We start from the raw sequence: 12,465 nt of genomic DNA on the forward strand, positions 1-12,465 counted from the left end.
CTATATTCTACTGGTCCTTCGACCTATCTTTCATTATACCAAAATTTAGTCACTTAATAAAGTCTTGCGAACTAGGTTAAAGGCATGCATAACCGCGATGTGACGTACATCTGCTCGACTCCGTCCTGCGATATTAGCCTTGATCACTTCTGTCCCTTTTGCATGTGCCAGTCCAATAAAAACCGTGCCAGCTGGATGCCCCTCTAGGCTATCTGGCCCAGCTACACCTGTCAGACTGACTCCATAATCAGACTGAGTCTTGAGCCGTGCCTGCTCTGCCATTTTTCGAGCCGTAAACTCAGAAACGACCCCGTGTTCTTTTAGCTCTTGCTCGGAAATATCCAACATCTTAGACTTTTCTTCTAAACTGTAAGTGACAAAACCGCCATTAAAGATTGCTGAAACGCCCGAAAAGTCTGCTAATGTCGCTTGAAAGAGACCTGCCGTCAAGCTTTCTGCCGCAGTAATGCTTTTCTGTCTCTTCTTTAGCTCTTCTACAACGACACTTGCGAGGCTGGTTTCTTCCCCATATCCATAACAGATATCTCGTAGAGAAATCCCCTCGAAAGTTTGACGATCCAAGATTTGATTTTCTAAGATGTCCAGTGCTTGATCAGCCTTTTCTTGACTAACTGCTTTTGTAGACAAGCGCAAGGTCACTTCTCCTGTTTTGGCATACGGTGCCAAAGTCGGATCGGTTTGATGGTCAATCAAATCCGCCAAAATGGTCACCAACTGACTCTCCCCAATTCCAAAGAAACGGAGCACTCGTGAGTACAGTTTGGTTCCTGTCATCAGCATGGGCAAGAGTTGATTTAATACCATAGGTTTCAATTCACTAGGTGGTCCTGGAAGGACCACGTAGGTTACACCATCCACTTCCAATACTCCTCCTACTGCTAAACCTGTCTCATTTGGCAGTGGAGTCGCCCCTTCTACAATTTGGGCTTGGCGCTCATTATTCGGTGTCCGAGCATAGTCAGGTCTATGAGCAAAGAAAATATCCAGTTTCTCTTGCGCTTGAGGGTCAAACACTAGATCTTTTCCTAAAAATTTTGCCAGGGTTTGTTTGGTCAAATCATCCTCAGTTGGTCCCAAGCCCCCTGTCAAAATCACAAGATTACTACGTTGACTCGCAATCTCAAGCAAGGACAAAAGACGAGCTTCATTATCTCCAACAGCAGTTTGGAAGTAGACATCTACCCCGATTTCGGCTAGTTTCTCTGATAAAAACTGAGCATTGGTATTGACAATCTGCCCTGTTAAAATTTCTGTTCCGACAGCAATAATTTCTGCTTTCATGTTTCCTCCTACTTATCTATTCGAATTTTTTTGAAAAAATCGCAGGAAATTTCCCACGATTTGATTCTTTTCTTATTCTGCTTCTTCGTTTGAAGCGTTAGTACTGGTTGAAGGTGCTGTCCGACCAAAGGCTGTTTCGTACAGTACCGCATTGGTTTCCAATTCTGTCACTGGCTCTTTACCTAGTGAACGACGCAAGAGATTTTGCATCTCGAGCATATGTTCTGAAGTGACGATTTGATAAGAAATTCCCTGTAGCTCAGCATCTTCCCCACGCAATTGATGCGTTTCGATATTCTTGAAAGAATCTTGATAGCCAAGCAATTGTGGAATGCTCTTAGCTGACAAGTCCACATTGGTCTGCATGTTATCACTCAAAGCTTTGAGGATACCTTGATAATGACTCACACTGTTTAGGCTCAAAACCTTCTCAACGATTTTTTGAATGACTTCACGTTGACGTTTTTGACGACCATAGTCTCCCTCTGGGTCTTGGTAACGCATCCGTGAATACACCAAGGCTTCCTCCCCATTCAAAGTTTGTTCTCCAACACCGATGGAAATCTTATTGAACTCTTCTTGGTCAGCAATCGAAATTGGGAAACCGAGTGTATTGTTGACGGTGATCCCACCAACTGCATCCACCAATTGTTGAAGCCCCTGCATGTTAACCATCACATAGCGGTCAATGTGGATATTCATCATCTTTTGAATAGTAGAAATTGCAAGTTCCGCACCACCATTAGCATAGGCCGCATTGAGTTTGGCTTCCTGAACTTGACCGTTTCCAGTCTCAATCTTGGTCAAAATATCCCGTTCCAAACTCATCATAGTGGTTTTCTTTGTTTTGGGATTAACCGTCAGGAGAATCATGGAATCACTATTTCCCGCCCACGGGTCTGTACGTTCCACATTTCCCGTATCTACCCCCATCAAGAGGATGGTCAGAGGCTCCGTCGCTTCGATAACGTTGGTTTCTTCCCCGATTTTTTTGTAAGTCTTTTTACTTAGGGTTTCTGTTCCCTGTTGGTAGATGGTATAGCCATAAACCGCTACACCTAAAACTGTTACTGCTAGGAAACCTAGCACCATTCCAATTAATTTTTTAATCATCTCGTTATTTATTTATCAGCTTGCCCATAAGACAAACATCTAAAAATATCCCTTCTGCTAAATAGGCTCCTCTTTCTTGTAAGCCTTCTGTGATAAATCCCATTTTTGAATAGAGGTGGACTGCAGCCTCGTTTCGTTTTTGTACACTAAGTTGCAAACGGCGCAAGACGCCACTGACTTTAGCCCACTCGATGCCTTCTTCTAGAAGTATAGTCGCCAAGCCTTGGTTCCAAAATTTCTTGCGAACTGCTAAAAAAACATCACCGATATGTCGAACTCTTAAATGTTGGTCCGCTGTGATATTTAAAACTCCTGCAATCTCATCATTCAGTAAGGCGAGGAGAGTAATTTGATTCTCTGATACAGCTTGTTTTTCGATAAAAAGAGCCATTTCAGAAGCTGTCATCATGATACCATTTTCATCCAAACTGGTAAAATCTGTCTCTTGACCGACACAATCTAAAAATGCAATTAAGGCTGTAGCATCTGATGTCTCTGCCTCACGAATACACAACTCATACTCCATCTTGAAGCTCCTTGATGAGTTGTCCAGCCCGAGAGCCATGAGCCGTAAAATGAAGACAACGACCCTCAGCTTCTTTCAAAATTTCCAATTCCAAGTAAGAATCTGGTAAATCTTCACCCAAAAGATGCCCCCACTCAATAACAGTCACACCACCTCCAAAGAGAAACTCATCCAAGTCAATAGAATCAGCATCACCTTCGATACGGTAGACATCCAAGTGGTAAAGTGGCAAACGCCCTTCGTACTCTCTGACAATGGTATAGGTTGGACTTTTAATCATCTGATGGATATCCAAGCCCTTAGCAAGGCCCTTTGTAAAGGTTGTTTTACCCGCACCCAACTCTCCAGTCAAGATCAGAACATCGTCTTTTTGAAGCAAATGACCTAATCTTTCTCCGAGAGCTAGAAGCTCTTCTTCATTTTTTGTGTGCATGCTACTATTATACCAAAAAGTTTTCTTTTGTGTGAATTTTCTTTATGAACTTACTATAACAATTTTGAAAAATTCTCCTCTACTTAAAAGAATACAACTATTGAAAAAACAAACAGGATATCCCGAATCAGGTGTCCATAAAAGGAGATTTCCCTTTGGATACATTTTGGAAAAAGGAAACGTGCGCATAGAAAACCAACACTGATATAAAGAAGAATCGAGGAAATCACTATGGGGTTCCTCAAGAAAACTATCGTAGCTAGAACGGAAATGACGACTGTTTTCTTTTTATTTAGGTGATTTTCTATATCGCGAAAAATTTTATCAAAAGGTAAGAAAATCAATAGATCTACTCCTAGCAAGAAAAAGAAGGAGGGTAAAAAGAGGTCAACCAGTTCCTGCTGCAGTCTGCTAGTGGTTTGGATGCTTTCTGAGAGAAGCAGACAGGTTGCCAAAAGATTGACTACTAAAAGGAGGCCATAAATAAGACTCACTTTCTTTTGAACATGTAAAATACTGTGCTTTGACTGGCCTGCTGTATGAAAATAATTTATCCCAGCACAAAAAACAGAAATTCCTACTATCAAAATCAAAAAATAAGCATTGGTCTGCTTCAACGATAAAAAGGATTCTTTCCATAATAGACAACTACTAAAACTAATCTGGACGACTGCAATCAGTAACAATAGGCGAATTGATTTTACCATTTCTTTTCCCTCCCTATATGGGATTATACCTTGTGAGGAGTTTGAAATGATAGCTTCCGCCTCAAGTGTCCATTTTTTGTGCTCAACTGACCAAAAAACAGCTCTGTTGTGCACAGAACTGTTCTTTTACCAGTCTAATCCTTAAACCAGAGAGCAATTTCACGTTTTGCAGAAGCTTCCGAATCGGAGCCGTGAACTACATTTTGAATGGCTTGATTGTCTCCTGCAGCCTTGGCAAAATCTCCTCGGATAGTTCCTGGCAGAGCTTCTTCTGGACGAGTAGCCCCCATCATGGTCCGCCAAGTTTCAATCACTTTCGGACCTGATAGAATGCCCACCACTACTGGTCCTGAAGTCATAAACTGACGGATAGGAGGATAAAAACTTTTTTCAACCAAGTCTTGATAGTGTTGGTCAATCAAAGCTTCTGAAACTGCTGAACGTAACTCTAATTTTTCGAGTTTGAAACCACGTTGTTCCATTCTTTGCAGAATTTCGCCAACCAGCCCTCTTTTCACACCATCTGGCTTAATGATAAAGAATGTTTGTTCCATACGGACACCTCCTTGGCATTTTAGTTCTTCTATTCTACCATACTTTATGAAAAAGTGGGAAAATTTTTCTGAAATAAAACAAGAGAACCCAAAGGTTCTCTTGTTTGCTTTTATTCTACTGTTTCTTCAACTTGGATTTCCACAACTTCCTCTACAGGAGCAAGTTCTGCCTCTTCTTGTTCTGGAGCCAGATATTCTGCTTCATTGATGGCTTGTGGTTCAAGGTTACGGTAGCGAGCCATACCAGTACCAGCTGGGATGATCTTACCGATGATAACATTTTCCTTGAGTCCAAGGAGATGGTCTTTCTTACCACGGATGGCCGCATCAGTAAGGACACGGGTTGTTTCCTGGAAGGAAGCCGCTGACAAGAAACTATTTGTTTCAAGTGAGGCTTTGGTGATTCCCATAAGAACTGGGCGACCAGTCGCTGGAACTCCACCTGCGATAAGAACATCCTTGTTAGCATCTGTAAAGTCGTTGATGTCCATGAGGGTACCCATAAGAAGGTCTGTGTCACCTGGATCCATGACACGAACTTTACGGATCATTTGACGAACCATTACCTCGATGTGTTTGTCACCGATTTCTACCCCTTGGCTGCGGTAAACTTTTTGTACTTCACCGAGAAGGTAGGTTTCAACTGATAAGACATCACGAACAGCGAGGAGACGTTTCGGTTGGATAGAACCTTCTGTCAATGCTGCACCACGAGAGACTTGGTCTCCAACTTCGACACGCATACGTGCTGTAAACGGAACCACGTACTCACCTTCGCCAGTTTCACCCTTAACGAAGACTTTCTTGGTACGAGTTGACGCGTCTTCTTCGATAGCTGTAACTTGTCCTTTGACCTCTGTGATGACCGCTTCCCCTTTAGGATTGCGGGCTTCAAAGATTTCTTGGACACGAGGAAGACCCTGAGTGATATCGGTATTTGAGGCAACCCCACCCGTGTGGAAGGTACGCATTGTAAGCTGTGTACCAGGTTCCCCGATAGATTGGGCAGCGATTGTACCAACTGCTTCACCAACTTCAACCGCATCACCAGTCGCCAAGTTGATACCGTAACAGTGACGGCAGACACCATGACGAGTGTTACATGTAAATACAGAGCGGATAGTAACTTCTTCCACACCAGCATTGACAATTTCACGCGCCTTGTCTTCTGTAATCAACTCATTTGGACCGATGATCACTGCACCAGTTTCTGGATGTTTAACAGTTTTCTTAGTATAACGACCATTGAGACGTTCTTCGAGAGACTCGATCATCTCTTTTCCTTCTGCGATAGAACGGATCAAGAGACCACGGTCTGTTCCACAGTCGTCCTCACGGATGATAACGTCTTGGGCAACGTCAACCAAACGACGAGTCAAGTAACCTGAGTCGGCTGTCTTAAGGGCCGTATCGGTCATACCTTTACGGGCACCGTGAGTTGAGAAGAACATTTCGAGTACTGACAAACCTTCGCGGAAGTTTGAAAGGATTGGCAATTCCATGATACGTCCGTTCGGAGCGGCCATCAGACCACGCATACCGGCAAGCTGTGAGAAGTTTGAGATGTTACCACGGGCTCCAGAGTCCATCATCATAACGATTGGGTTCTTAGGATCTTGGTTGGCAACCAAACGTTTCTCCAATTTTTCACGAGCAGCACGCCATTCAGCTGTAACAGCGTTGTAGCGCTCATCGTCCGTGATCATACCACGACGGAATTGTTTGGTGATTTGTTCTACACGTTTGTGTGATTCTTCGATGATTTCAGCCTTGTCTTCAACGACTGGGATATCGGCAATACCCACTGTCAAACCTGCAAGAGTTGAGTGGTGGTAACCGAGGTTCTTCATGCGGTCAAGTAGGGCAGAAGTTTCTGTCGTACGGAAACGTTTGAAGATTTCGGCGATGATATTCCCAAGGTTTTTCTTCTTGAATGGAGGGTTGAGTTCAAGATTGCTGATTGCTTCCTTGATATCTCCACCTAGTGGCAAGAAGTACTCAGCTGGAACACCTTCTGTTAAGTTAGCATTTGTTGGTTCTTGCAAGTAAGGCAGACCCTCTGGCATGATGTCATTGAAGAGGATTTTACCAACTGTTGTCAGCAAGACCTTGTGTTTTTGCTCTTCTGTCCAAGGTTTGTTGAGGCTGTCTGTTGCAATACCAACACGTGAGTGGAGGTGAACATAACCATTGCGGTAAGCCATCACAGCTTCGTCACGGTCTTTGAAGACCATTCCTTCACCTTCACGACCAGCTTCTTCCATGGTCAAGTAGTAGTTACCCAAAACCATGTCCTGAGATGGAGTAACAACTGGTTTACCATCTTTCGGGTTCAAGATGTGCTCAGCAGCCAACATCAAGATACGAGCTTCTGCTTGAGCTTCTTCTGAAAGCGGTACGTGGATGGCCATTTGGTCACCGTCAAAGTCGGCATTATAGGCTTCACAGACAAGCGGGTGCAAGCGAAGGGCCTTACCGTCAATCAAGACCGGCTCGAAGGCTTGGATACCCAAACGGTGAAGAGTAGGTGCGCGGTTCAAAAGTACTGGGTGTTCTTTGATTACTTCTTCGAGGATATCCCAGATCCGCTCATCTCCGCGTTCCACTAAACGTTTAGCTGCCTTGACGTTTTGCACGATGTCGCGGGCAACGATTTCACGCATAACGAATGGTTTAAAGAGTTCGATCGCCATTTCACGTGGCACACCACATTGGTACATCTTAAGAGTTGGACCAACGGCGATAACGGAACGTCCTGAGAAGTCAACACGTTTACCGAGCAAGTTTTGACGGAAGCGTCCTTGTTTACCTTTAAGCATGTGGCTCAATGATTTCAGTGGACGGCTACCTGGTCCTGTAATCGGACGACCACGACGGCCATTATCAATCAAAGCGTCAACCGCTTCTTGAAGCATACGCTTCTCATTTTGAACGATGATACCTGGTGCGTTCAACTCAAGCAAACGAGCCAAACGGTTGTTACGGTTGATAACACGGCGGTAAAGGTCGTTCAAGTCAGATGAGGCAAAACGGCCACCATCCAACTGCAACATTGGACGAAGATCTGGTGGAATAACTGGAAGGATGTTGAGAATCATCCATTCAGGTTTGTTACCAGACTTGTAAAAGGCATCCAAAACATCCAAACGACGGATAGCTTTGACACGTTTTTGTCCAGTAGCTGTTTTCAACTCTTCTTTGAGTTCAGCAATTTCTTTTTCAAGATCTACTTGTTTCAAAAGGTCTTGGATGGCTTCGGCACCCATTTTGGCAACGAATGAACCATAACCATACTCACGCAAGCGCTCACGGTATTCGCGCTCTGTCATGATAGACTTGTGCTCAAGTGGTGTATCCTTCGGATCAATCACCACATAAGCCGCAAAGTAGATAACTTCCTCGAGGGCACGAGGACTCATATCAAGGGTCAAGCCCATACGGCTTGGAATCCCCTTGAAATACCAGATGTGAGATACAGGAGCCTTCAACTCGATGTGCCCCATACGCTCACGACGAACTTTCGTACGCGTTACTTCAACCCCACAGCGGTCACAAACAATCCCTCTGTAACGAATGCGTTTGTACTTCCCACAAGCACATTCCCAGTCTTTTGTAGGACCAAAGATGACTTCGTCAAAGAGTCCTTCACGTTCTGGTTTCAACGTACGGTAATTGATTGTTTCAGGTTTTTTGACTTCTCCATAAGACCATGAACGGACTTTGCTTGGAGAAGCTAGGGTGATTTGCATACTTTTAAAACGATTTACATCAACCACTATTTCTTCCCTTTCTATTCTAAGTGAACTGCTTATTCTTCAGCAGCTTCTTCTGTTGCTTCCGCTTTTGTTGCTTTCTCAGCTTCTTCTGCTTCAAAGGCTGCTTTAGCCTCTTGGGCTGCTTTTTCGCGGGCTTTTTCAAGGTCATCTACGTGGATGACATCTTCGTCCATTCCTTCATCCAAGTCGCGAAGTTCCACTTCTTGGTCATCTTCGTCAAGGACACGCATGTCAAGACCAAGAGATTGCAATTCTTTGACAAGAACTCGGAAGGATTCTGGAACACCTGGTTTTGGAATTGGTTTTCCTTTTGTAATGGCTTCATAAGCTTTCAAACGTCCGTTGATATCGTCAGACTTGTAAGTCAAGATTTCTTGGAGAACATTTGACGCACCGTAGGCTTCAAGAGCCCAAACCTCCATCTCACCGAAACGTTGTCCACCAAACTGAGCTTTACCTCCGAGTGGTTGTTGGGTAACGGTTGAGTATGGTCCGACTGAACGCGCGTGCAATTTATCATCAACCATGTGGTGGAGTTTGATCATGTACATGACACCAACTGATACACGGTTGTCAAACGGCTCACCTGTACGTCCGTCGTAAAGGATTGTCTTAGCATCGCTATCCATACCTGCTTCTTTAACAGTGTCCCAAAGGTCTTCAGAACTTGCTCCGTCAAAGACTGGTGTTGCGATGTGGATACCAAGAGTACGGGCTGCCATACCAAGGTGGAGCTCCATAACCTGACCGATATTCATACGTGATGGCACCCCAAGTGGGTTCAACATGATATCGACTGGAGTTCCGTCTGGAAGGTAAGGCATGTCTTCTACAGGAACGATACGAGAGACAACCCCTTTGTTTCCGTGACGTCCGGCCATCTTATCTCCGACCTTGATCTTACGTTTTTGAGCGATGTAGACGCGAACCAGCATGTTAACACCTGATTGCAACTCATCTCCATTTGCACGTGTAAAGATCTTAACATCACGAACGACACCATCAGCACCGTGAGGTACACGGAGAGAAGTGTCACGCACTTCACGAGACTTGTCTCCGAAGATAGCGTGCAAGAGACGTTCTTCAGCTGAAAGGTCTTTTTCACCCTTAGGTGTTACTTTACCTACAAGAATATCGCCTTCTTTAACCTCAGCACCGATACGGATAATACCCATCTCGTCAAGGTCTTTAAGGGCATCTTCACCAACGTTTGGAATTTCACGAGTAATTTCTTCAGGCCCAAGCTTTGTATCGCGCGTTTCTGATTCATATTCTTCGAGGTGGACAGATGTATAGACATCGTCTTTGACCAAGCGTTCGCTCATGATAACGGCATCCTCGAAGTTGTAACCTTCCCATGTCATGTAGGCAACGATTGGGTTTTGTCCAAGCGCCATTTCCCCTTTTTCCATAGAAGGTCCGTCAGCGATAAAGTCGCCTTTTTCAACGACATCGCCAACTTTAACAAGAGTGCGTTGGTTGTAAGCAGTACCTGAGTTTGAACGACGGAATTTTTGGATGTGGTAAACGTCCAATGAACCATCTTCACGGCGTACTTCTACCTTGTCAGCATCTGCGTATGTAACTTTACCATCATACTGGGCAATAACAGCCGCTCCAGAATCATGAGCTGCTTGGTATTCCATACCAGTACCAACGTAAGGTGCTTTTGGATCAATCAAAGGCACAGCCTGACGTTGCATGTTGGCACCCATGAGGGCACGGTTGGAGTCATCGTTTTCCAAGAAAGGAATACATGCTGTCGCAACGGCAACTACCTGTTTTGGTGACACATCCATGTAATCAACCACTTCTGCTGGATACTCTTGGTTGACCCCTTGGTGACGTCCCATGACAACTTTCTCAGCAAAAGTACCGTCTTCGTTGAGGCGAGAGTTAGCCTGCGCTACAGTAAATTCATCTTCTTCATCGGCTGTCAACCAAACGATTTCGTTTGTGACTACACCAGTTTCACGGTCAACCTTACGGTATGGTGTTTGAACAAAACCATACTTGTTCAAGTGCCCGTAAGATGACAAGTTATTGATCAAACCGATGTTAGGTCCTTCAGGTGTCTCGATTGGACACATACGACCATAGTGAGTGTAGTGCACGTCACGAACTTCATATCCAGCACGGTCACGTGTCAAACCACCAGGTCCTAAGGCTGACAAACGACGTTTGTGAGACAACTCAGAAAGCGGGTTGTGTTGGTCCATGAACTGTGACAACTGTGATGAACCAAAGAATTCTTTAACCGCAGCTGTTACTGGACGGATGTTGATGATTTGTTGCGGTGTCAAAACTTCATTATCCTGAACAGACATACGTTCACGGACATTACGTTCCATACGAGAAAGTCCAAGACGTACTTGGTTGGCAAGCAATTCACCAACTGCACGGATACGACGGTTCCCAAGGTGGTCGATATCATCCACACGTCCGATACCTTCTGCCAAGTTAAGGAAGTAGCTCATCTCTGCAAGGATATCCGCAGGAGTTACAACACGAACCTTGTCGTCTGGATTGGCATTTCCGATGATGGTTACAACACGGTCTGGGTCCGTTGGGGCAACAACCTTGAATTTTTGAAGGACAACTGGTTCTGTCAGAACAGCTGCATCGTTTGGAATATAAACGATCTTGTTCAAGTCGCCATCCAAGTAACTCTCGATACTTTCAATCACGCTACGAGTCATAACGGTACCAGCTTCTACCAAGATTTCACCAGTTTCAGGGTCTACCAATGGCTCCGCAATGGTTTGGTTGAGCAAGCGTGTTTTAACGTTGAGTTTTTTATTGATCTTGTAACGACCAACAGCTGCCAAATCGTAGCGGCGTGGGTCAAAGAAACGTGCTACAAGCAAGCTACGTGAGCTTTCAGCAGTCTTAGGCTCACCTGGACGAAGGCGTTCGTAGATTTCTTTCAAGGCTTCGTCTGTACGAGAGTCCATTGGATTCTTGTGGATATCTTTTTCAATAGTGTTGCGAACCAATTCGCTGTCACCAAAGATATCAAAGATTTCATCATCACCAGAGAAACCAAGCGCACGAACCAAGGTCGTAAATGGAATCTTACGAGTACGGTCGATACGAGTATAAGCGATGTCTTTTGAGTCGCTTTCAAGTTCCAACCAAGCTCCACGGTTAGGAATAACAGTAGAACCGTAGCCCACTTTACCGTTCTTGTCTACTTTGTCATTAAAGTAAACACCTGGTGAGCGGACCAACTGAGAAACGATAATACGTTCACCACCATTGATGATGAAAGTACCCATTTCGGTCATGATTGGGAAATCACCAAAGAAGACTTCTTGGGTCTTGATTTCGCCTGTTTCTTTATTGATCAAGCGGAAGGTTACAAAAATTGGTGCTGAGTAGCTAGCATCGTGGATACGAGCTTCTTCGAGCGTGTATTTTGGTTCCTTGATTTCATAGCCAACAAATTCCAACTCCATTGTGTCTGTGAAGTTTGAAATTGGCAATACATCTTCAAATACTTCCTTAAGACCGTGATCTAGGAAATCTTTGAATGAATCCGTTTGAATTTCAATCAAATTTGGTAAGTCAAGAACTTCTTTGATTCTTGAAAAACTACGACGGGTACGATGTTTCCCGTATTGAACGTCATGTCCTGCCAAGATGATTCTCCTTTGTAAATAAATTCCAAGCCTTGTCAATCAGGCTTTTCTAATCGTCATATGGTTTTTAAAACCCCTATCACCGTGTCCCTTTGATGAATTTTCAGAATCTTTAAATCTTTGTTACAAGTACTCAAAAACCTGAAAAAAAGCACAAAAAGAGCAGCTAAATCTGACTTTTTCAGAAGATTTAACTGCTGTGAGCCTTGTCTGGACAATATTTCAGACAAAACCTACGACAAATGATTATTCACATTATACCTTATTTAGCTAGATTTTTCAAGGTTTTTTACTATTTTTTAAACAATCTTCTCCTATATATTATTTTAAAATTTCAAGAGAATGAAGCATTCTATTTTCTCTCAAAAATTAGGAAAACGCTTGCACTAATGTTTACCTCGTGCTATACTGAT

8 protein-coding genes are annotated in these 12,465 nt (G+C 43.9%); all 8 read right to left on the reverse strand.

What is annotated here, in order from left to right; translation table 11 throughout:
• Nucleotides 1-45: 45 nt before the first annotated feature.
• The gene (locus tag TZ92_RS00485; RefSeq protein WP_000642669.1) at nucleotides 46-1,302 is read right to left on the reverse strand and encodes a competence/damage-inducible protein A; all 1,257 of its coding nucleotides are present in this window, start codon (nucleotides 1,300-1,302) and stop codon (nucleotides 46-48) included.
• A 72-nt stretch (nucleotides 1,303-1,374) separates the two neighbouring features.
• Nucleotides 1,375-2,415, reverse strand: coding sequence for a glycopolymer--peptidoglycan transferase LytR (lytR, locus tag TZ92_RS00490; protein ID WP_000592174.1), 1,041 nt, complete (start codon nucleotides 2,413-2,415; stop codon nucleotides 1,375-1,377).
• 4 nt (nucleotides 2,416-2,419) lie between these two features.
• Entirely contained in the window at nucleotides 2,420-2,941 is a 522-nt protein-coding gene (locus TZ92_RS00495; protein WP_000455521.1) for a GNAT family N-acetyltransferase, read from the reverse strand.
• The gene (gene tsaE, locus TZ92_RS00500; RefSeq protein WP_033630379.1) at nucleotides 2,931-3,374 is read right to left on the reverse strand and encodes a tRNA (adenosine(37)-N6)-threonylcarbamoyltransferase complex ATPase subunit type 1 TsaE; all 444 of its coding nucleotides are present in this window, start codon (nucleotides 3,372-3,374) and stop codon (nucleotides 2,931-2,933) included. The genes TZ92_RS00495 and tsaE overlap by 11 nt, the downstream gene beginning before the upstream one ends.
• Before the next feature lie 83 nt (nucleotides 3,375-3,457).
• Nucleotides 3,458-4,081: a hypothetical protein gene (locus tag TZ92_RS00505; protein ID WP_033630565.1), complete on the reverse strand. Its 624-nt coding sequence runs from the start codon at nucleotides 4,079-4,081 to the stop codon at nucleotides 3,458-3,460.
• Between the two features lie 134 nt (nucleotides 4,082-4,215).
• Nucleotides 4,216-4,635 (reverse strand): nucleoside-diphosphate kinase, encoded by a 420-nt coding sequence (ndk, locus tag TZ92_RS00510; protein ID WP_000438280.1) that lies wholly within the window; start codon nucleotides 4,633-4,635, stop codon nucleotides 4,216-4,218.
• Nucleotides 4,636-4,745: 110 nt separating this feature from the next.
• Nucleotides 4,746-8,411, reverse strand: coding sequence for a DNA-directed RNA polymerase subunit beta' (gene rpoC / locus TZ92_RS00515; RefSeq protein ID WP_033630380.1), 3,666 nt, complete (start codon nucleotides 8,409-8,411; stop codon nucleotides 4,746-4,748).
• Between the two features lie 32 nt (nucleotides 8,412-8,443).
• The gene (gene rpoB, locus TZ92_RS00520; protein ID WP_033630381.1) at nucleotides 8,444-12,052 is read right to left on the reverse strand and encodes a DNA-directed RNA polymerase subunit beta; all 3,609 of its coding nucleotides are present in this window, start codon (nucleotides 12,050-12,052) and stop codon (nucleotides 8,444-8,446) included.
• Nucleotides 12,053-12,465 lie beyond the last annotated feature (413 nt).

Origin of the sequence: Streptococcus oralis subsp. oralis (genome assembly GCF_000960035.1) — a bacterium.
Lineage (GTDB): Bacteria > Bacillota > Bacilli > Lactobacillales > Streptococcaceae > Streptococcus > Streptococcus oralis_G.

Excerpts from the sequence above, each read along its gene's own strand:
- tsaE (WP_033630379.1), bottom strand. The coding sequence starts at position 3,374 with ATGCACACAAAAAATGAAGAAGAGCTTCTAGCTCTCGGAGAAAGATTA.
- ndk (WP_000438280.1), bottom strand. The coding sequence starts at position 4,635 with ATGGAACAAACATTCTTTATCATTAAGCCAGATGGTGTGAAAAGAGGG.
- TZ92_RS00485 (WP_000642669.1), bottom strand. The coding sequence starts at position 1,302 with ATGAAAGCAGAAATTATTGCTGTCGGAACAGAAATTTTAACAGGGCAG.
- lytR (WP_000592174.1), bottom strand. The coding sequence starts at position 2,415 with ATGATTAAAAAATTAATTGGAATGGTGCTAGGTTTCCTAGCAGTAACA.
- TZ92_RS00505 (WP_033630565.1), bottom strand. The coding sequence starts at position 4,081 with ATGGTAAAATCAATTCGCCTATTGTTACTGATTGCAGTCGTCCAGATT.
- TZ92_RS00495 (WP_000455521.1), bottom strand. The coding sequence starts at position 2,941 with ATGGAGTATGAGTTGTGTATTCGTGAGGCAGAGACATCAGATGCTACA.